Origin of the sequence: Streptomyces sp. NPDC032161 (genome assembly GCF_040636995.1) — a bacterium.
Lineage (GTDB): Bacteria > Actinomycetota > Actinomycetes > Streptomycetales > Streptomycetaceae > Streptomyces.
In genome coordinates this window covers 14,617-34,940 of the sequence record NZ_JBEZVN010000003.1, presented here as the reverse complement: position 1 = coordinate 34,940, position 20,324 = coordinate 14,617, and the positions used below count along the sequence as shown (strand labels likewise).

Sequence of the window (20,324 nt, the reverse complement as noted above, 5' to 3'; positions counted from 1 at the left end):
CGACCTCGGGCGCCCTCGTCCACGTCTCCACGGACACCCCCAGCCGCCCCGGCGGAAACCTGTGCCATCCGCATCCCAGCCTCACCGAGGAAATCTGACAGGGCATCAAATAATTCATGCCGCACATGCGCTTCGTACCTGATGAGACGGACCGTCGGGCAAGGGTGGGCCGCGTGGGACCGGCAGCCGACGCGGAACCGGGTCAGCCCCAGAACTCCCGAAGGACGGCGTTGACGGCGGCGGGCTCCTGGGTGTGCGGGTAGTACCCGGGCACCCGCAGGAGGCGGCCCCGGAGGGAGTCCGTGAGGGACTCGGCCACGGCCATGAGGGGGAGCCCCACGTGCTCGCGGTACGCGGCCGGCGCGCGCTCCCAGGTTCCGCAGATCACCAGAATCGGCAGGGCGGCGCCCCGGATCACCTCCAGCGGGATCTCCGCCTCCCAGATGGGCCGCTCCCTCATGGAGGTGGCAACGGCACGGAGCCGGCGCGACGTGGGCTCGGGCATAGCCATCCCCAACCCCGCGGTAGACGCACGTAGATACTGCTCCGGCGTGACGCCGTCCGGAATGCCCGAGGCACCGTCGCGCACCCGGTCGAGGAGGTCGGCGACGACTGGATGGTGCGCGGCGGCGGTGAAGGCGGAGGGCTGGATGAGAGCGAGGGAGCGGACGAGGTCGGGCCGGCGCGCGGCGGCGATGAGCGCGGCGACGGCGCCGTTCCCGTGCCCCACGAGGTGGGCGCCGCCGGGCCCCACGGCGGAGGCCCCGTCGCCAAGAACCTCCACGACGTCCTCGGCGTCGACGTCGAAGTCGCTGCGCGCGGTGTCCGGGCTGTCGCCGTATCCCCGGCGATCTATCAGGAGGAGCCGCCGGCTGTCCGCGAGGGGCCGCTGCCCGGCGAATCCGTACGCGGAGTCGCTGCCCCAAGTGAAGATGTTGTGGATGAAGAGGGCGGGGGCGGCAGACGCCGCCGGGGTCGCCGGAGCCCTCGAAACTGTTGGGGCCCGGCCTCCTCCGACCTGATCGCGGTCATCCCACACGGTCACGTGCACGGCTGCCATAGGTCATCCTCCCGAAGCTGAGGAACATCAACTCCCTTGAGACTAGGCCCCGATCCACGACCAATGCCTGTGGATGACGTTTGGGAAGATGAAGGAGTGCCTTGTGACCTGCGATGATGGGAATTCTTCACGCTTCCGGCGCGCACGATCAGCAAGGCACTTCCGAGATGCGGGTTTCCCGTACGCCGGCGGCGGTCTCCGCTGCGTTCGACGACCCGAACCCGATCGCGCAGGCCGGGCTGGTCCCGGTGATGCGGCTGGCCGAGCAGTGTGGTCTGCCGCGACTGGTGACGGAGAAGGTCAAGTTGACCGGGGTGAGGAACGGCGTGGGTGCGGCGGCGGACGCGAAGGTCACCAGCAGCATGGGCATGGGCATGGCCGCAGGCGCAGACAGCCTCGACGCCCTCGACGACCTGCGGCACGGTGCGATGGCATCAGGCGAGGCCGGGGCTGACGACAGGGCTATTGAAATTCCCCACCCTCGACCAAGGCATGGGGCGAACCTGCTCTGTTGAATTCCCACCCTTTGATGTGACCTCGTTCGGCGTGTCGAACTGGGCCGGGTACGCATCCCCGAGCTCACCGGTCGGTCTTCGGCCTCGCGCCCCGTGGAGAGCGGCTGGGAAACCCGTGCTGGTTCGCGGCAACGGTCACTGTCGGACCGACTGCAAGCAGAGCCAGTGCCGTCCATGGCAGCGCCTCGGGCCCTTCACGGCCCAGCAGCATTCCGTCGGCCACGCCTGCGCCGGCGACGCCGACGTTCCAGCAGGTCACGAGGAGCGACTGAGCGATGTCCGAGGCGTGGGCCGCCGCGTCGGCGACGGCTGTCTGCAGGAGAGTCGCTGCACCGCCGAAGGACAGCCCCCACAAGGCTGAGCAGGCGAAGATCAGCCAGGGTATGTGGGCGAAAACGCCGAAGCCGAGTGCCGCGGTGCCGAACAGCGCGACTGCCGCGATCATCAACGGTCGCAGGTGCCGATCGATCAGCATTCCTGTGATCCGGATGCTCGCGAGCGAGCATGCTCCGAAAGCCAGCACCGCATCCACACGGTCCTCGATCCGCGCCGCCGCCGCGAGAGCCGCGATGGAGGTGTAGAGGATGTTGTGTGCCAGAACGAACGCACCCGTCACGAGGAGGACGGGCGCCACGCCCGGGATTCTCAGCACCCTGCCGACCGGCGTGGCCCGGGCATGCTCGCTCTGCCCCCGCAGGTCCGGAAGTTCCCGCAGAATCCAGACGACCAGCATCAGGGCGAGCACACTCATCAGCCCGAATGTGGAACGCCAGCCGATCAGCCGGGCCAGGAGCGTCCCCGCCGGTACCCCGATGGACAGCGCAACGGGCGTGCCGGCCATGGCGACGGCCATCGCTCGGCCGCGTCGCACGGGACTGCCGCAACACGCCCTTGTACTGCAACGTTGCTTGCCGTGACGGGTGAGCAGGTTGGTCGATCGGTGTGGTTGTGGGTGGGGATCCCAGTGACGTCAGGCCGTGGACAGGTGAGTGGCGACCCAGTCCGTCAGCCGGCCGGCCTGCTCCGTGGTCAGCAGCGCGTCGACCAGCACCGCGTCGCGCTCGCCGGTGACGAGCGTCGCCGTGATCGGCCACCACATGCGTAGGGGCAGGTCGGGTGACAGGTCGGCGATCTCCGTGGGGATCGACGGTGCGGTGTGGATACTCCGGCTCAGCGGTGCCCCGGGCGTGATCAGCTCCTCCGGGTCCTTCCGGTGCGCTCAGATCGCCTGTACGGGTGGGTAGTTCGGCTGCCAGGGGGCGCCGCTGCCGACCTGGACAGCACCGCCGCCGTCGCCCAGTTCATCACCGAGTGGAGCACACCGCCGAGGTGCACGCGGACCCCGAACTGTACGCCGCGCTCACCGCCGACTCCGACGACGACTACGGACCGGTGCCCGGCCCCGGGGCCGCCGCGTGAGCCCGGAGTGCGGAGACCGCGCGCGGACGACTGACCTCGTCGAGACAGGACAGCTGCTGGGCGATACGGAACAGGGAAGGCGCAACCTGGGCACTACCTGGTCGAATGGCCGCTCGGCGTGGGCGGTAGCGTGAGCGCCATGAATATCGAGCGTGCTGCCGGTCGGATTTCTGTCACGGCGTTGACCGCCCTTTCCGGTCTGCACGTCGCGTGGGGTCTGGGTTCGCCTTGGCCGCTGCCCGACCGGGAGACCTTCTCGGATGTGGTGGTCGGCCGCCCGGAGGCGCCCGGCCCCACGGCGTGCTTCGCGGTGGCAGGCGCGTTGGGAACCGCGGCGTTGCTGGTCGCGGGACGGCCTCGGCGGCACCCGGCGCTGTCCCGGCTCGGCGCGGCCGGCGTCGCGGCCGTACTCGGCGTGCGCGGTGCGGCCGGGCTCTCGGGTCGGACCGACCTGCTGTCCCCGGGATCGGTCTCACCGCGCTTCAGGCGCCTCGACCGGCTCGCCTATTCGCCACTGTGCCTCGCGATCGCGGCCACGACCGCGGTCACCACCACCCGGCGCGGCCGGTAGGCGACATGGAACCGCCCGCCTCTGACTCCCGACAGGAGCCGTCGGGGTTGTCCAGGTCGGCCGGCCGGATCACAGGCTCCGGCGGGACCACGTCGGCGCGGGTCGCGTAGGCAGGTTCTCCGGAATGAAGACTTGGCGGACCGTCTCGTCGGCCGACCTCGCGGCAACCGGCTGCCATCCGCTCATTTTTGGGTGGCGGACACCTGCCCTGGATCACGAAGATGGTCTGCATGGGGTGTGACATACACGGCTTCATCGAATGCCGCCGAGCCTATCGCGACTACGAGAACGACTCCTGCTGGCAGGCCGCCATCAACCTGGACCACCTGAACGATGTGCGGGACTACGACGCCTTCGGGTGTCTCTTCGGGGTCCGCAACGACTTCGGGATCACCAACGACAAGGCCTTCGAACCGCTCGCAGCCGCCCGCGGCCTTCCGCCCGATGTGTCGAAACGGGTCCGTGATCTGTACGAGGACCACGAGGGGCACAGCCCGACGTCGATCAGCTGGGCAGAAGTCGAGAAGGCCGACTGGGACGAGCTGTCCTTGCAACCGGACCCCTACGTACACGAGCACCGTCGCAATGCCGACGGCAACTGGCAGTTGTACAAACGGCACTTCGGGGCCCCGCAAGCCTTCCTCGATCTCTGCGGCTGCCCCCAGGACATCGCCGACAGGGCCGGCCTCCATTTCCCCGAAGGCACCGAATGGCACGACGGCGACCGGCTGTTTCGTATAGGTCGCCTCAGGCGTAGAGACGTCGTCCGCCCGGACGGACAGTGGAAGCCGGTCTGGACAGTCATGCGCACTCTCGCGGGGGTGCACGGGAACGAGGCGGTCAGACTCGTCGTCTGGTTCGACAGCTGAACAGAGCCAGACCAACAGGCCGCAGCCTCCAGGACCTCATCGGCATGGTCGCCGAACCACGCGACCGCAGCGTCGGTTTCACCTCGCTGCACCGGAACCTCGACACCCCCCGGCCATCGGCTCGGACGGCGGCGAGTCGGTCGCGCACGTCCGCCTCGTCCGCCGGTGGGCCGTCGACGGCCTCGACCATGAGGCGGGCCCGGCACCGGCAGGGAATACAGCATCCCTCTGAGGGCATCACACCGCACCACGGTCCCGGATGACGGTAAGTCACCCTGGCAGAATCCGGTGATCGTCGTCACGGACCGGGTGCCGGAACCGAGTGGTGAGAGCAGATGCTGCTCGGCGAGCGTGCGATAGGTTCCCCGCCATGACTGAACCAGGGTTGGGGTCCGTCGCCTGGCCACCCGCCCCGATCAAGACCGAGCGGCTCGTGCTCCGCGAGTCCGAGGCCCGGGACCGTGCGGCGTTCATCGAGCTGTTCGCCTCGCCGGAGGTGGGCGCCTACGTGGGCGGCCCTCGACCGCGTGATGAGTGCGAGCGCGCGTTGCCCGAGACGCCCGAGAGACGTCCCGGCCTTTTCGTGATCGAGCTCGACGGAGCGATGATCGGCACCATCGAGCTCAACCGACGCGACGCGGAGCGTCGGAGTCAGGTCCGTCCGGATGCCGGGGAGGCCGAGCTCGGCTACCTGCTCCTGCCGGAGGCATGGGGGTACGGGTACGCCGCCGAGGCGTGCGCGGCGGTGCTCGGTTGGTTCGCCGACGCGCTTCCCGGCGAGCCGGTGGTGCTCTGCACCCAGACCGCCAACGACCGCTCGATGCGCCTCGCGGCAAAGCTGGGGTTCACCGAGGTGCAACGGTACGAGGCGTGGGGCGCCGAACAGTGGATGGGGGTGTGGTCCCCGGGCACGCCGCCCGCTTGAGCGCGTTCCCGGAAGGGGTGGCATGCCGGCTGTCGGTCCTCGTCGTTCTCGACGGCGTCCGGTTCCCGCCTGCCCTCCGGTCGGAAACTCCGTCGGCACGACCGGACCGTAGCCACCGGCGACGCCCGTCCAGCGGCCTTTCCGTGAACCCCGGCGGCAGCCACACCCGGTGTGCTCGGACCTGTCGTCAAAGTGTCAGGCCGCGCGGTGTCCGGTGCTTCCCCGAGTTCTCGGCTTCGTTCGAACAGGGGAGACCCCATTGATCGAGAGGTGGAGGATCGTCCTCAGTACCGGACGTACGAGGACGGGTCCGACAACGCCGCGAGCGTGTGCGCCGGGCGTCGCACGGCAGGCGGCACTTCGCCGACACGGCCCAGGTGTTCCTGGGCTTCCGGTCCTGGACGACGATCCGGCTGAGCCACCGAGCGCCCCGAGCGGTGGTCCGCGACGGCGGTTCGCGGACGGCCCTCAGCGGACGAAGCGCACCGCGGGGCGCACTCGCGCCGCGAGGTCGGACAGCAGCCGGTCGGCCTGTGGCAGTACGCGGGGTCCGAGGGCGGCGGTGCCGACGGCGACGGCCACGCCGGTCCACGCCACCGGTCCCAGCGGCGTGCACCCGAAGAAGTGGCTGACTCCCGGCGTCTGGACGAGGGCGACGAGCAGCACGGCGGTCCCGAGGACGGTGACCAGGACCAGCGGGCTGTGTCGGCGCCCGACGACGGTCTGGGTGAGCTGGGCGCCGACCACACCGCACAGGGCCATCGTGCTGGTACGCCGGACCGAGCCGGGGGTGAGCCCGCCGAGCAGCCACGCGACGGCCGCGCCGACCCCGGTGATCACGCCGCGGTGGCGGATCTGACGGGTCAGCGGCGGCCCGAGGACGGCGAGACCCACGGGCTCGCCGACGGCGGCAGACTCGCGGGCGGGCTCCGGATCGAGCGGGGTGACCGCGACTGCCATGGCGGGGAACATGTCGGTGAGCAGGTTGACCAGCAACAACTGTCGTGTCGACAGCGGTGAGGTGCCCGACAGCAGGGTGCCCAGTACGGAGAAGCCGACCTCTCCGGCGTTCCCGCCGAGCAGGATGCTGATCGCGTCGGCCACGCTCCGCCACAGGGCGCGTCCCTCGCCGATGGCGTCGATGAGCACCGACAGCTCGTCGGTGGTGACCACGAGGTCCGCTGCGTTGCGCGCGGCCGCCGACCCACGCGCCGCGATGCCGACCCCGACATCGGCGGCACGGATGGCGGCGGCGTCGTTGGCGCCGTCCCCGACCATGCCCACGACGCTCCCCGCCTCCTGGAGCGCCTCGACCACCAGCAGCTTCTGCTCGGGCGCGACGCGGGCCACCACGCCGCAGTCCCGGAGCAGGTGCGCCCGCCCCGCCCGGTCGAGCGCGGCGAGTTCGTCGCCGGTGACGACCGTGACGTCCGACGGCCAGCCGAGGGACAGCGCCACGGAACGGGCGGTCTCCGGGTGGTCGCCGGTGAGCATGACGGGTCGTACGCCGACCTCGCCGAGTCCGGCCACGAGCGGGGCCGAACTGGCGCGAGGGCGGTCGGCGAGCGCCACGAACCCGACGAGTTCCAGCAGTTCGAGCGGCTTGTCCAGTGCCTCGGCCGCCTCCTCCGCCGCGAGGCGGCGCCGGGCGACGGCCAGCAGCCGCAGGCCCCGGGCGGCGAGGGCACGCGCCGTGCCGACGGTCGCCGGATCCGCGTCGGGGCAACACTGAAGCATGACCTCGGGGGCTCCCTTGACGACCAGGGTGTCCGCGCCGTCCGCGTCTCTTCCGACGGCGGCCGCGTAGCCCCGGCTCGCTTCGAAGGGCTGGGCCCGCAGGACGGTCCACCCGGTCTCCCGCGGGGCGGCGGCCAGGACGGCCTCGTCGGTGGCGTGGGCGTGGACGCCCGGCTGCTCGGCGGCGCGGGGGCAGGCGCGGGCGGCGATCCGAAGGATCTGTTCCGCTTCGGGCGCCGAGGCCTGGCGCTCGGCGCCGGTGGCGGTGACCAGGCTGACGACTCGCAGCCGGTTCTCGGTGAGGGTCCCGGTCTTGTCGAAGCACATGGTGTCCACCCGGCCCAGGGCCTCCAGGCTGCGCGGCGTGCGGACCAGGACGCCCAGCCGGCTGAGCCGCCGCGCCGCGGCCATCTGCGCCACCGTCGCCACCAAGGGCATGCCCTCGGGAACGGCGGCCACCGCGACCGCCAGCCCGCTCTGGAGCGCGGTACGCACCGGGCGGCCGCGCAGCAGGGACAGAGCCGCCACCGCGGCGCCGCCCGCGAGGGTGAGGGGAAGCGTCCGACGGGTCAGCTGGTGCAGCCGCGCCTGGACCCCCGCCGACGGGGGGACCCGGGCGGCGAGGGACGCCGCGCGGCCGGCCTCGGTCTGGTCGCCGGTACCCACTACCACGGCGCGGGCGTGCCCGGCCACTACCGTGGTGCCCTCGAACGCCATGGAACTGCGGTCCGCGACGGACGGCTCCGTCACGGGCGCCACCTGTTTGGGCGCGGGCAGCGACTCACCGGTCAGCGAGGACTCATCGACCTCGAAGCCGCTGACCTCCAGCAGACGTGCGTCGGCCGGCACCACGTCATTGGTGCGCAGCTCGATCACCTCGCCGGGTGACAGTCGTCCGGCCTCGACGACGGTCGGTTCGTCCGCCGACACGTCCGGCAGGCGCCGGGCCGTGCTCCGCTGCCCCGTGGCGAGTTCGGCCAGTGCCCGCTCGGCGCGTAGCCGTTGCACCCCGCCGACCAGGGCGTTCCCGGTGACAGCGCCGACGACGAGGAACGCGTCCACCACGGACCCCAGCAGCGCGGACGCGGTGGCGCCGATCAGCAGGACGGGGGTGAACGGGTCGTCGAGTTCGGCCCAGGTGGCGCCCGCCAGCCGCGCGCCGATCCGGACCGGCGCGAGGACCGGGTGGGCGGCAGCGGCGTTCAGGGCGTGGCCGGCCCGGCCCCGCACCACCTCCCACGTCGTGGGCGCGGCCCGCGGAGCCCTCGCCAGCCGGGCCATGACCTCCTCCGGATGCAGGGCGTGCCACGGCACCCGCGGCCCGGGGTGCGGGGGCTCGCCGGAAGCGGCGCCCAGCGCGCCGCACCAGCCGGACACCAGAGCCGCGGCGGTGGCGATGGTGACCGGGCTGATCCGCAGTTCGAGGGGGAAGGGGACCGGCTGGGTCCGGGCCCCACGGGTGAGCACCAGGAGTTCGGAGAGCGTGGCACCCGCCTCGGCGAGGAACTTGGCCCGACGGCCGGCCGCCCGTGCCGCGGGCACGGCGGACAGCAGTCGCCACGCACCCTCCAGACCGTGCAGAGGCAGGACGTCCGCACCCCAGACGACGGCCCCGCGCTCGTCGGCGAGGGCCACGGCGATATCGCTGCCGAGCAGCCCTTCGAGCACGTCGCGGGCGGCGTCGGTCGGCACCCCTTCCGCCGCCGTGCCGGTCGGCACCCCTTCCCCGGCGATGTCGGCCGACGCTCTTTTCCCCGCCGTCCGGTCGGTCGGCGCCCCCTCCGCCGCCGTCCGGTCGACCGGTACGCGCGCCACCGTCAGGACCGTCCGCCCGCCGCTCCGTAAACCGGCCACCACCTCGGCCAACGGAAGCCCCGGAGGGGTGAGTTGGTCGGCCAGGGTCCCGAACTCGCTGAGCGAGCGGTCATCCGGCACGACGACGTGCAGACCGGCCCGGCGCGCGGCGTCCAGCACGGCCTCGGCCATCGGGTCGAGTTCCCGGCCGACCAGGACGGTGCCGACATCCCTGCCGCGCACCGACGCGATCATCAGGCCGGTGTCGGGCGGTTCCGCGTACGGCGCCGCCTCGTCGGGCGCCGGCCGCAGGCCGAGCCCCTGCTCCCCGGCCCGGGACACCAACGCCCCGTCCTCGGGTGTGCGCAGGGCCGCCGTGGCCTCCTGCCACAGTCGACGGTGATCCCATCCGCTCGTGCTGGGATGGACCTCCAGCACGGTGCGCCGGGTGCTGCGCAGTGCTCCGGGATGCAGGACGACGGTGTCCACGATCTCCAGTCGACGCAGTCGCTCCGGGCTGCGGACCAGCACGTCCTCGCGTGCCAGGACGCTGCCGAGCGCTGCGGTGAAGGCCGCCGGGCCGTAGCGCGCGGCTTTGGGTGAACCGGCGAGTGCGGTCTCCGCCGCCCCGTCGAGACTGCGGGTGAACAGGAGCGCGGTGACGGCACCGCCCAGCATTCCGTTGATCGCGGCGTCGGCGTACTCCTCGCCGGGGCACGAACGCAGCGGCGGGCGCACGGTGTCGTCCCGGCCCACCGTCGGCCTGCCCGGGACGCACAGCGTGTCGTGCACCGCGTCGAACGCCGCGAGCTGCGCGACGGACTCCGTCAACTGGGCGATCCGCAAGGCCGCGTCGAGCAGCGGCGGGCTCGGCGACTGCCCGATCCCGCAGGCGGCAGCATGGGCTGCGGCGAGTGCCAGGTCGGCCAGGTCCGGGCCCAGCGCCCGGTTCAGCGCCCCTCGTACGCGGGAGTCCTCACGCATCACGACGGCTGCGGCGACGACGATCTCCGGCACGGATCTCAGCGGGATCGTCCTGGCCACGAGGGCGGTGGCGATGCCCACCGCGTCGCAGGCCACGGCGATCGCATTGACGCGCACACCTCCGGTCGTCCCCGGATGCGTGTGCTCCAACGCCTGGTCGTCGACGCGCACCAGCCCGTGCCGGGCGGCGATCTCGGACACCCGTTCCACCAACTGCTCATCGACCGCGGCCTCGGCGGTCTGCACGACCAGCCGTTCCAGGCCGCTGTCCCAGTAGGCGACCAGCACATCGGGGTGTTCGGCCAGTTCGACGGCCAGCTTCCCGCACGCGGCCTCGAACTGCTCCAGGGCCGGTCTCCGCGTCTCCGGAGACCGCTGCAGCGCGAGGTGCATGCGGGACCCGGCACGCCAGTGACCGGTCTGCGGGGTCATGGCGTTGCGGGCGACCCTGCCGACCCGCACCGCGGTCTGCGACACCTCCGCCGCACCGCTCAAGACGCCACGCGCACCGGCGCTCACGAGTTCGGCGGCCATCCGTGCCGTGTTGGTGGCCGGCGGGGCGATCCGGCGTGCGGCCCCGACCGGGGCCGTCAAGGCGTTCTGCAGGACCACGGCGGGCAGCCCGGTCAGCAAGCGGAGCAGCATGTGTCACCTTCGCGAGCCTGCCGCAACGGGCTGGGGCGGTACGGACGGAGGGTCGTCGGAACGGAGCGGGGGAGCGAGGATCGTCGAACGGGGCCGCCGAGCGCGGGCACCGAGCGGGTTGCGGTCACGGCGGCCGGTCGCCGAGCGCGTGATGGTCGTGGTGATCGGCCGCTGTGGCGGACGGCGGTCGCGATCCGGCTCCCATGTTCGCCCGCCGAAGTGGGCGGGGGCGTCGTCAGGTCTTCTTCCGTCCACCCGCCCGGGTACGTGAGGTGCCCGCCCCGGTGCTCTTGGTGGTCCGCCCGGACGGGCGGGCCTTGGCCTTGGTACTCGCCGACTTGGGCGTGCGGCTCTTCGCCGTCCCCGCACGTGCCTTACTGGGACGGGTCGTCGCCTTGCCGGAACGGGACTTCGCCTTGCCTGCGGCGGTTGACGCCTTGGCCGACCTGGCGGTGCGCTTCGTCTGCGCTCCCTCGGCACGGGCTTCGTCGGCCGCCCGGGCCGCCGCGGCGTCCTTCGGGCGCTGCTGGGTGAGCCACACGGCTGCGGCGCCCGCCGCGGCCAGCGGCCATTCGATCACACCAGCCACACCGAGCAGCCCGGCACCCGTGTACGCAGCGACGCGTCGCGCGCGGGGCGAGACGATCCCGACGGAGTCCAGCACACCGTCGACGAACTCCTTGGCCCGGTCCGCGCCAGGAACCTTCTCGACCGCCGCCGTCATCATCTCCACGGGGTGCGTGAGCGTCTCCTGGACGGGATGCCGCTCCTTCGTGTCCGCTGAGCCGTGCGCATGGGAACTGTCAGTCATGGTCCGCACTCCCTCCGTAGGACAGGTGAGGCACACATCGAGGCTGTGACATACCTCATATTCTCGACAACCTTGACCAGATCCGGCAATTTCGGCAACTCTGAAAATGTCTGCCCCGCCGGAGGACGGACTCGACGACACGGCGCTTCGCCGCCCGATTCCCTCCGCCGGACGAGCCGAGGAAACGTCCGCCGCTCGGGGGAGACGCCTCACAGGCACAGCGATGGCGACGCCGTCCGGGCCTCGGGCCACGATCCCCACTTCCGCGGAGGCCGCCTCATGCGCATCGAACTCACCTGGCCGCGTCCCGACACGGACGATCGGACCCTGACCCTGGTCCTTCCCGACCTCCCTGACCTGCCCGCCCGGCTGTGCGCCGCTCCCGCAACCCTGCTGCGCGCCGTCGTGTGCGCGGAGCCCCTGCTCTCGGCCGCGGCCGGCGTTGTCGGTGCCGGCCCGCTGACCCGGGCCGCGCTGCCGTACGCCCTGCGGTTCGCCCGGCAGGCGCTCGACACCGGTACGACCGACCGTCGCCCCCGGCACGACTGACCACCGCCGACGGGCCACCGTTCGACGAGGGCGTGGGCCGCTTGGTCGCGTACGTCGTGTACACCGCGACGATCACGTTCTCGACCCGGCCCATCGTGCCGGAGCAGTGCCCGACCTGCGGCCTCGGTCTTCGTCCCCGTTCTGGCCTGCCCCGTCTCGTCGGAGATCAGGCCCCGCTATCGGTGTGACCGGCGCGAGGTGTGCGGCGCGTCCGGCGCATACCACTTCCAACTGCTCGGATCCGTGCTGCGCCGCAGTGCGGATCCGAGCAGTGACCACCGTGCGCGGGGTCCGTCACCTCTGATACCGCTGCGCCACTGCCGCGAAGGCGGCCTTGGGTTCCCATTCCATATCGGGGTAGGTCTGCCCCCGGCGTCCTTCGAGGAGCTTGACGATGCCCAGGCCGGCCCGGTCCAAGTCGTCCCTGGGGTCGCCGTCCGGGCGGTGCAGGTAGCCGGGCAAGGCGAACAAGAAAACGAACGCACTGTCCACGCCCTGAGTCTCGAAGATCTCCAGCAGTTCGCTCAGATACGCGGCCTGGCCGGCCTCGTCACGCTCGTACACGCCGTTCAGCCGTACAGGGACCTTGGTCTCCGGATCGTGCTCGACCACTTCCAGCACTCGCCCACCGCGGTCTCCCGCGCCGCGATAGGCCGCGGTGCCGAACCCGGTGATGGCGAGCGGCTTCGGGCTCTGGGCCAGGGTGCGCACCGCGTCCCGGAACCGGTCGGCGACCTCGGCGGAGCGGATCAGCTCGAACGTCACGATGTCGAAGGGGGTCCAGTCGACCTGCTCGAACTGGATGGACGCGTAGGTGAGCCTGCCCTGGAAGCGCTCACGGACCGTGGCCGCGGCGCCGCGGAGGAATGCGTTCATGCGCACGCCGAGCTCGCGCATCGCTTCGGCGCGCCGCTCGGGTCGGCCCATCAGCTGCTCGACCCGCTCCTCGGGGCTCTCCCCGGGCAGGAACCCGCGGTTCATCACGCTCAGCTCGACCCCTGCGACGAACACGACCGCGGCCCCCTGCTGCCGGAGCCGCTCCGCCCGCTCGGCGCAGTCGCGGAAGAGCGTGAGGATCTGCTCCGGATCCAGCTCCAGCGGATAGGGCGAGAACCAGACCTCCAGGCCGAGCTCGGCGGCGGCACCGGCGGCCAGCTCCAGTCGGTCCGGGGCGCCGCCGATGATCTGGACCGCGTTGCAGTGCAGGTCGTCGCGGATGATGGCGAGCTCGCGCCGGACCACCGCGGGGTCCCAGTGCTCGCGGGACATCTGGTCGTGCACGACGAACCCGGTGTCGTAGGTCATCCCTCTTGCTCGCATGGTGCCGTCCTCTCTGTCGGTCTCGATCGGTTCGAAACTGACAGAAAAATTGCGCCTACGCAAGTTTTCCTATGCGCAAGTTTGCGTGTACGCAGCCCTGTGTGGAACGCTGACACCGTGACGAAACCATCGCCAGGACTGCGGGAGCGGAAGAAGCAGGCAACGCGCGAGGCGCTGCGCGAGGCGGCCCTGCGCCTGGCCATGGAGCGGGGACCGGACCAGGTGCGGGTGGAGGACATCGCCGAGGCGGCCGGGGTCTCGCCGCGCACCTACAACAACTACTTCGCCAGCCGCGAGCAGGCGATCGTCTCCGCTGTCACCGCGGACCGGGAGGCGCGGATCGCGGCGGCGGTCGCGGCCCGGCCCGCAGGAGTGTGCCTGGCCGACGCCGTCACCGAAGCAGTGGTCGAGCAGTACACGAACACCGGTGAGCGCGAACACGAGGCGCTGCTGCTGATCACCACTCGGCCCGCGCTGCGCGACGCGTTCCTCGATACCACCGTCGGCATCGAGCCCCCTCTCACGGCAGTGATCGCCGAACGCCTGGCTGACGCCGGAGCGCACACGGCCCGCGTCCTCGCGGCAAGCGTGGCCGTGGCGGTTCGCATCGCGTTGGAAGGCTGGCTCCGGCCGGCCGGGAACGCAGAGGCGGCCGGGAGTTCCGGCGCCGGAGGACTGGTCGTGCCCTCGGGCTCACTGCGCGACCAGCTCCGTGCGGCGCTGGCCCCGCTCGCGCCCGCGTTCGACGCCGCCGAGCGACGCGTCCAGCAGTGAAGTCGACCCGACCGTCGAAGACGCTCAAGCGCAGGGAGACCCCGTCGTCACGCTGAAGACGGCCGTGGGTTCACCCGCCACCGGCAGCCCCGCGCAGGCCGTCACCGTGCGCTGAGACTCCGTCAAGTGGCATCACGACCAAAGAGGGCGGCTGTGTCCACCTCGCTCCGCCGGTGTCTTCAGCCGCAGGATGATCAACGAGAGCGCGGGGTCGCCCATGTGTGGGCGTATGCCCGTCACCTGCTCTCCGGCACCGATCCGGGCTGCACCCCTCGGAGACGGTGCGGTGCAACGTTGTGCTGGACGGGCGGGTGGTCGGTGAAGCCGACGCCTCCGACGCGGACGGCGAGCGCGTCCAGAACGTCCTGATCTCACTGTCCGTCATCCTGCTCGGTGCCATCCCGTTCGGCACGCTGCTCTGGAACGGCTTCCGCGCTGTACGCCGCCGAAACTGACACGAGCCGCAGGCATTCACCATCCGGGCATGAACCGATGAAGCAGAACAAGCTCGGACACGGGCCTGTCGGGCGGCCGGGACGCTCGGAAAGGGCCGGGAGAGGCGACTTCGCCGGTCTCGGCCCGGCCCGCAGATACGGAGAACGACGGAGGCATGAGCGAGCACGACCAGGACCAGGGCCAGGACGACAGCACCGAACCGGCGCGGCCGCCGCTGGACGCGGCGCAGGCCCGGGACATGACGGCCGGGCTGCGGGAGGCGATGGACGACGTCCGGCGCTCCGTGGCGGTGCTCGCAGCCCGGGTCCGCGACGCGCACGCCGCCCGGGTCCGGACCCGCTCGGTCACGAGTCGTTTCCCTGTTGGACGGACGCGTTGGAGCGGACGGACAGGGGGTGGAAGCGTGCCGGGTTGGTGTCTCGCCCGGTGGGCTTGTCACCGGTTGTGGTCAAGATCTGCCGAGTCACGGGTCTGTCCCAGCGGGCGTTGGCCGCGAGCAGGTGCGGGGTGGTGGCGGGAACCGCCGTCCCGGCCCGTCGGTGGCGTGCCTGTGAGCGGTGTGGCGTGTTGTGTTCGGGCCCTGTCTTCCGCGCCGGACGCTGCAGGGGCCGGGTGCGGCGGGGCGGGCGCGGGCGGGGTGCGCCCGGCGGATGGTGCGCGCTGTGTCCGGCTGCGTGTGTAACAGGGGTGTATTAGCGGGTGGTTGGGCGGAACGCCTCGTCGGGCCGGGCGGCTCTAGGTGGGAAGAAACGCTCGCTCGTACCGACCCGTACCGAGCGGCCGACACCCCCCCACCGACACTGAGGAAGAAACGATGCGCGTACACAAGTTCACCTTCGCAGCCCTGGCCGTTGCCGCGGGTCTCTCGCTGACGGCTTGTCAGAACGGTGACGACATGGGGCAGACCGCCCCGCCGTCCGCGTCCGGCGCGTCTTCCGCGAGCGGTGGTTCGGGCTCGGGCGGTTCGGACCAGGGCGGCGGGAAGGACTCCGCAGGGAAGGGGGCCGGCGGGCAGGGCACGGCCGCCGGGACCGGTTCCAACGAGAACGGCAAGGCCGGCAAGTGCCGCACCGACGAGCTGGAGATCACGGCGACGGACAGCACCATCGACGGCGACCCCGACGGCACCGTCGCGGTGGAGCTGAAGAACGGCGGCGGCCGGGACTGCGTGCTCTCCGGGTACGCGGGCGTCGACCTGAAGACCGGCTCGGGGACGCTGTCCGCGAAGCGCACCGGTGAGAAGGCCACCCCGATGACCCTCAAGGACGGGAAGTCGGTGTACTTCGGCATCAACTACCCGATCAACGAGTCGGGCGGCTCCGGCGTCCGCATCACGGGCCTGGTGGTGACCCCGCCGGACGAGACGAAGTCGGTCACCCTCGACTGGCCGGGTGCCGACACGCTGCCCGTCACGGACGGCTCCGGCTCCCAGGTGAAGGTCGGCCCGATGGGGAGCACCGGTCAGGGCGGCTGACCCGCACGTCCCAGGGTGCTCAGCCGCACCGCGCCGCTGTCCGAGCGCCCCACGCGCGGAACGCGAGCCCTCTCCAGCCCCCGACGCGCCGAACTCGACACGGAAGTCGTCGACGGCGTACTGCGCCGCGGAGTCCGGTATCTCCCGGGCACAGGTGCACCGGCTACTCGACCTCGCCCATGTTCTGGCACCGCTCCTCGAACCCGCTGGAGCGGGACACGCAGACCACGGGGCCGTCGAAGCCCTCGTCGGCGCAGGCTCGCACCCCCGCCAGGCCGACCGCGGCAGGTGACGGAGGTTTCGGAGGCCGGGCTGCGGTCGGAGCGGGGAGTGTGCCACGGTGAACGCATGACGTGGAACGGTGACGAGTATCAGGCCCGGTTCGATCGCATCGCCGCGGAGGGCGGGGACGTTCACGGTGAAGCCGCGCTGGTCCGCTCCTTCGAGCCCACCACCGTCCTGGACGCGGGCTGTGGCACTGGCAGGGTGGCCATCGAGTTGGCCCGCCACGGGATCGCCGTGGTCGGCGTGGACGTCGACGAGTCGATGATCGCGACCGCCCGGCGCCTGGCGCCGGAGATCCGCTGGCACCAGCACGACCTGGTCGGCCTCGACCTGGGCTTGTTGTTCGATGTCGTGGTGATGGCGGGCAACGTTCCGCTGTTCACCCCGCCGGGAACGGAACCGGCCCTGGTGGCCGGGGTGGCAGGCCACGTCCGTCGGTACGGCCGTCTTGTTGCGGGCTTCTCCCTGGACCGCGGATACACGCTGGACGACTACGACGCTCACTGCCGTGCGGCGGGACTCACCCTTGAAGCCAGATACGCGACCTGGTCCCGAGCTCCTTACACCGACGGGCAGTACGCCGTTTCCGTGCACCGCAGATGCTGACCGTCCGTGGCCGGGCCGGCGGTCAGCAGAGCGAGTGCCGGAGGGCCTCGGCCGACTCCGCTGGTCAGTCGCGCAGCAGGTGGGAATCGGATCCCTGATCGACATCGACAGTTCAAGTGCCGCTGACCGAGGCCGCCAACCCGTCCGGCTCGCCGATGAGTTCACCTCTCGGGCCGTGTTCGCCGACGCTGAAGATGCCGACGGGTCCGGCACTGCAGGCGCCGATCAGCGCGCATGGGATCGCCCGACCGGGGTGGTCCCAGCGGGGCGTTTGTCGGCGAGGTGTCGCGGTCGTCGGCGAGGTGCCGAGACGAAATCAGTCGAACTTCATGCCGAAGCGCGCGCATCCGGTACGCATGGGCCGTCGGCGGCCCGACTCTCGGCGATCGCGTCGACCTGCTCGCCACGGCCGCTCGATGTGATGCAGATCCGTATGGATGCCGGACGGACCGGTCCGCTGCGCCGTGCGCACTGCCGCCTGCAGCCACGTAGCCAACGGGGAGCAGGCGGCACGGGAGAAGAACAGGCGGATCAGCGGCCCGTCGAACCGTCGATGAGTTCGCGCAGGATGTCCGCGTGCCCCGCGTGACGGCCGGTCTCCTCGATCATGTGGGTCAGCGCCCAGCGGACGCTGGGAGCCGGGCGCCCGGGCCGCGGTCGAGGGACGGGTGCGCCGAGATCGGTGCACCCGTCGAGTGCGTCGTTGGCGCGACCGACCGCCTCCTGGTAGCGGGCCACGACATCGGCCACACTGTCAGCCGACGCGGCCCGGAACGTCGCTGGCCAGTCACTGACATCCTCTCCGAGGAACACCGAACGCTCGACGAACGTCAGGTGGTTGAGCAGCCCGAGCAGGTTCGTGCCCGACGGCACGGCGGCCGCTCGCGCCTGCGGCTCGGGCGCACCGTCGACCTTCGCCACGATCGACGTCCGCAGATAGTCGAGGAACCCGCGCAGGACCTCGGTCTCGCTGCTCCCGGTCCGGGGCGGCGGGGTGTCGCGGCGGCGGTTGCGGGGTGTGGCGCCGGCAGAGCCGGACATCAGGGGTCGCCTCCCTCGCACCAGGGCGGTACGGCGGATGACGAGCACATGGTCGGTGACCTCGGCGGTATGCCCGTCCGGCCCGGTCGCGATCCGCCGGGGTGCGTCGGCCCGCTCGACCGTCCATGTGTCCGGGGCCAGTTCGATACCGGCGGCCACCTCCTGCGGGCTCGGGCAGCGGGTGTCGGAGGTCTGGTTCCACGACCACGGCGCGGTCGAGCCGTGGTCGACGACCAGCAGCCGCCCGCCCGGGCGCAGGGCGTGCGCGGCCAAGCGCAGGACGGCGGCGCGGTCCAGGTCATGGGGGGTGTGCAGGTAGTGGGCGCTGATCAGGTCGAACGCGCCAGGCGGGAAGGACGTGCGCAGGTCGTGCTGTACAGGGGTGAGACGCTCGCCCAGGCCGCGCGAGCGGGCGAGGGCGGCGAGCCGCTCGACCGCCACGGCCGAGATGTCGACGGCGGTGACCTGCCACCCCTGCCCGGCGAGCCACAGCGCGTCGCCGCCGTTGCCGCATCCGAGATCCAACGCGTCACCGGACGGCAGGCCCGCCACCGTCTCGGTGAGGCGGACGTTCGGCCGCGGGTCGTCGGCCGTGGGCCGGGAGGCATGGACGCCGTCCCAGAACGCGACCGCAGCATCGGTGGTGCTCATTTCAAGACTCCTCGTGTCGATGGACGCTCAGTCTTGCCAGGCACACCACAACCAGGCACGAAACCTTGCGGTAACGGCAAAACGGGCCTCGACGGCAAGACGGGCTCCGTGCACCCCGCCCCCAGGACGGACGACGACGTACTCGACGCGGTGGGGCCACGGCTCCGCGTCCCGCGCCGCGGCCGCGACATCACCCTCGCCGACGTCGCGGCGAGGACGGGCGTCTCGGAGAGCACCCTGTCCCGGCTGGAGAACGGGCAACGCCGACCGCCCCTGGGAACTGCTGCTGCCGCTGTCCCGTATCCACGAGGTCCCGCTCGACGACCTCGTCGGCACCCCGCGCACCGGCGCCCCCGGATTCTCCGACGCGCATCACTTCAGGGGGCTCGTCACCGGCGCGGCGCGTTCCTGCATGTCCTCCAACGAGCGCCCCTTCGTCTCGCCGACGAAGAAGAACACGAGCAGCCACGAGAGCAGGGCCATGAATGCGTAGACTCCGTAGCTTCCTGCCAGAGAGAGGTCGCGCAGGCTCGGGAACGTGAAGTTGAGCAGGACGCCCGCGAGCCAGTTGGCGGCGGCGCACACCGATAGCGCGACGCCGCGTATGCGGTTGGGGAACATCTCGCCGAGAAGGACCCAGACGGCCGGACCCCAGGAAACCGCGAAGGCCACGACGAACAGGTTGGCGCCGACGAGAGTGACCGGCCCCCAGACGCCGGACAGCGTCGGCTCGCCGTCCGCGGCGATGGTGGCGGTGGAAAATCCCACCGCCACTGTGACGAGACTCAGGAACATGCCGGTTGATCCGGCGAGCAGCAGCCGGCGGCGGCCCACCCTGTCGATGAGAAGTATCGCGACAACCGTCGCGGCCACGTTCACGAAGGAGCTCAGTACCGACAGGGCGAACGCTGCCGACTCGTCGAAGCCGACCGACTGCCACAGTGATGTGGAGTAGTAGAAGATGACGTCGACGCCGACGAGGGCTTGAAGGGCGGCGAGCCCGATCCCCACCCAGACGATGGGGAGGAGAGCGCGCCGTCGGTCGAGGAGGTCCCGGAAGCGGGCGGAACGGTCGGTCCGCAGCGTCGCGGCCATGCGGTCGGTCAGTGTGGTGGCTTCTTCGTCCGTGATGTCCTGGAGCCTTTGCAGCACGTCGCGTGCTTCGGCGGTTCGTCCGCGGGCGACGAGGAACCGCGGCGACTCGGGGACCACGAGCGCGATGACCAGGTAGATGAGGGCCGGCACGGTTCCGGCGATGAACATCCACCGCCACGCGGGGAGACCGAGGAATGTCTGCGAGTCCGCGCCCCCGAGCGCGAGCGCGAGCGAGCTGTCGGAGAGAAGAGCGGCGAAGATGCCGAGGACGATCGCCATCTGCTGCAGGGACGCGAGGCGGCCGCGCACGTTCGCCGGCGCGATCTCCGAGATGTAGAGGGGCCCGATCACTGTCGCGAATCCGACCCCGTAGCCGGTGAGCAGGCGCCAGATCGCGAGGTCCCAGAGGCCCTGGGCGAGGCCGGAGCCGATCGCGGCGACAAGGAAGACGGCGCCGGCGACCGCCATGGTGCGGGGGCGCCCGATGCGGTCGGCGAGCCGGCCGGCGCTGAACGAGCCGAGTGTGGCGCCCAGCAGGGTGACGGCGACGATGGTGCCGAGCCCGATGGAGTCGAGCCCGAAGTTGCCTTCGATGGCGTTCACGGCGCCATTGATCACGGCGGTGTCGAATCCGAAGAGGAAGCCGCCGATGGCGGCGGCCACGGCCATCGTGGCCACGCGGCGGGTCAGGCGGCCGCTCTCCCCGGAGCATGAATGGGACATGATGGGGTCCTTGTCGATTG

General features: G+C 71.5%; 17 protein-coding genes and 2 pseudogenes. 10 read left to right on the top strand and 9 right to left on the bottom strand.

Features of this window, described 5'->3' with window-relative positions; all coding sequences use genetic code 11:
• Positions 1-202: 202 nt before the first annotated feature.
• A complete protein-coding gene (locus AB0E67_RS10520; RefSeq protein ID WP_362023742.1) occupies positions 203-1,060 on the bottom strand; it encodes an alpha/beta fold hydrolase in 858 nt (285 codons plus the stop codon).
• A 116-nt stretch (positions 1,061-1,176) separates the two neighbouring features.
• On the opposite strand from AB0E67_RS10520, the gene AB0E67_RS10515 reads away from it, so the two are divergent.
• Positions 1,177-1,575, top strand: coding sequence for a hypothetical protein (locus AB0E67_RS10515; protein ID WP_362023739.1), 399 nt, complete (start codon positions 1,177-1,179; stop codon positions 1,573-1,575).
• A 64-nt stretch (positions 1,576-1,639) separates the two neighbouring features.
• Here the strand turns inward: AB0E67_RS10515 and AB0E67_RS10510 are convergent, their stop codons facing one another.
• Positions 1,640-2,446 (bottom strand): MFS transporter, encoded by an 807-nt coding sequence (locus AB0E67_RS10510; protein WP_362023737.1) that lies wholly within the window; start codon positions 2,444-2,446, stop codon positions 1,640-1,642.
• Positions 2,447-2,545: 99 nt separating this feature from the next.
• A complete protein-coding gene (locus AB0E67_RS10505; RefSeq protein WP_362023734.1) occupies positions 2,546-2,674 on the bottom strand; it encodes a hypothetical protein in 129 nt (42 codons plus the stop codon).
• 501 nt (positions 2,675-3,175) lie between these two features.
• Between AB0E67_RS10505 and AB0E67_RS10500 the strand changes: the two genes are divergently transcribed.
• From AB0E67_RS10500 to AB0E67_RS10490, 3 genes are all read left to right on the top strand, one after another.
• Positions 3,176-3,565, top strand: a complete 390-nt coding sequence (locus tag AB0E67_RS10500) for a DUF3995 domain-containing protein (RefSeq protein ID WP_362023732.1) — start codon at positions 3,176-3,178, stop codon at positions 3,563-3,565.
• A 230-nt stretch (positions 3,566-3,795) separates the two neighbouring features.
• The gene (locus tag AB0E67_RS10495; protein ID WP_362023729.1) at positions 3,796-4,434 is read left to right on the top strand and encodes a hypothetical protein; all 639 of its coding nucleotides are present in this window, start codon (positions 3,796-3,798) and stop codon (positions 4,432-4,434) included.
• Positions 4,435-4,804: 370 nt separating this feature from the next.
• Complete coding sequence (locus tag AB0E67_RS10490; protein WP_362023728.1) at positions 4,805-5,359, top strand: GNAT family N-acetyltransferase; 555 nt, start codon at positions 4,805-4,807, stop codon at positions 5,357-5,359.
• A gap of 468 nt (positions 5,360-5,827) precedes the next feature.
• Here the strand turns inward: AB0E67_RS10490 and AB0E67_RS10485 are convergent, their stop codons facing one another.
• A complete protein-coding gene (locus tag AB0E67_RS10485; protein WP_362023725.1) occupies positions 5,828-10,519 on the bottom strand; it encodes a cation-translocating P-type ATPase in 4,692 nt (1,563 codons plus the stop codon).
• 235 nt (positions 10,520-10,754) lie between these two features.
• Positions 10,755-11,330, bottom strand: coding sequence for a hypothetical protein (locus tag AB0E67_RS10480; protein ID WP_362023722.1), 576 nt, complete (start codon positions 11,328-11,330; stop codon positions 10,755-10,757).
• A gap of 279 nt (positions 11,331-11,609) precedes the next feature.
• On the opposite strand from AB0E67_RS10480, the gene AB0E67_RS10475 reads away from it, so the two are divergent.
• Positions 11,610-11,879, top strand: coding sequence for a hypothetical protein (locus AB0E67_RS10475; protein WP_362023720.1), 270 nt, complete (start codon positions 11,610-11,612; stop codon positions 11,877-11,879).
• Between the two features lie 294 nt (positions 11,880-12,173).
• On the opposite strand, the gene AB0E67_RS10470 is transcribed toward AB0E67_RS10475, so the two are convergent.
• Positions 12,174-13,184: a hypothetical protein gene (locus AB0E67_RS10470; RefSeq protein WP_362024622.1), complete on the bottom strand. Its 1,011-nt coding sequence runs from the start codon at positions 13,182-13,184 to the stop codon at positions 12,174-12,176.
• Positions 13,185-13,316: 132 nt separating this feature from the next.
• Between AB0E67_RS10470 and AB0E67_RS10465 the strand changes: the two genes are divergently transcribed.
• The 4 genes from AB0E67_RS10465 to AB0E67_RS10450 all read left to right on the top strand — a co-directional run bounded on the left by AB0E67_RS10465 (position 13,317) and on the right by AB0E67_RS10450 (position 16,794).
• Positions 13,317-13,973 (top strand): helix-turn-helix domain-containing protein, encoded by a 657-nt coding sequence (locus tag AB0E67_RS10465; RefSeq protein ID WP_362023718.1) that lies wholly within the window; start codon positions 13,317-13,319, stop codon positions 13,971-13,973.
• A gap of 281 nt (positions 13,974-14,254) precedes the next feature.
• Positions 14,255-14,428, top strand: a complete 174-nt coding sequence (locus AB0E67_RS10460) for a hypothetical protein (RefSeq protein ID WP_362023717.1) — start codon at positions 14,255-14,257, stop codon at positions 14,426-14,428.
• Between the two features lie 815 nt (positions 14,429-15,243).
• On the top strand, positions 15,244-15,903 hold the full coding sequence (locus tag AB0E67_RS10455; protein ID WP_362023714.1) for a DUF4232 domain-containing protein: 660 nt from the start codon (positions 15,244-15,246) through the stop codon (positions 15,901-15,903).
• Between the two features lie 348 nt (positions 15,904-16,251).
• Positions 16,252-16,794 carry a class I SAM-dependent methyltransferase gene (locus AB0E67_RS10450; protein ID WP_362023711.1) on the top strand — a complete coding sequence of 181 codons (543 nt, stop codon included), beginning with the start codon at positions 16,252-16,254 and terminating at the stop codon, positions 16,792-16,794.
• A gap of 531 nt (positions 16,795-17,325) precedes the next feature.
• On the opposite strand, the gene AB0E67_RS10445 is transcribed toward AB0E67_RS10450, so the two are convergent.
• Both AB0E67_RS10445 and AB0E67_RS10440 read right to left on the bottom strand, forming a co-directional pair.
• A complete protein-coding gene (locus tag AB0E67_RS10445; protein WP_362024619.1) occupies positions 17,326-17,835 on the bottom strand; it encodes a DinB family protein in 510 nt (169 codons plus the stop codon).
• 27 nt (positions 17,836-17,862) lie between these two features.
• Positions 17,863-18,486, bottom strand: a pseudogene (locus AB0E67_RS10440) (class I SAM-dependent methyltransferase); the annotation flags it as partial.
• A 108-nt stretch (positions 18,487-18,594) separates the two neighbouring features.
• Here AB0E67_RS10440 and AB0E67_RS10435 point away from each other — a divergent pair.
• Positions 18,595-18,841 (top strand): annotated as a pseudogene (locus AB0E67_RS10435) (helix-turn-helix transcriptional regulator); the annotation flags it as partial.
• Positions 18,842-18,858: 17 nt separating this feature from the next.
• Here AB0E67_RS10435 and AB0E67_RS10430 read toward each other — a convergent pair.
• Complete coding sequence (locus AB0E67_RS10430; protein WP_362023708.1) at positions 18,859-20,304, bottom strand: sugar porter family MFS transporter; 1,446 nt, start codon at positions 20,302-20,304, stop codon at positions 18,859-18,861.
• Positions 20,305-20,324 lie beyond the last annotated feature (20 nt).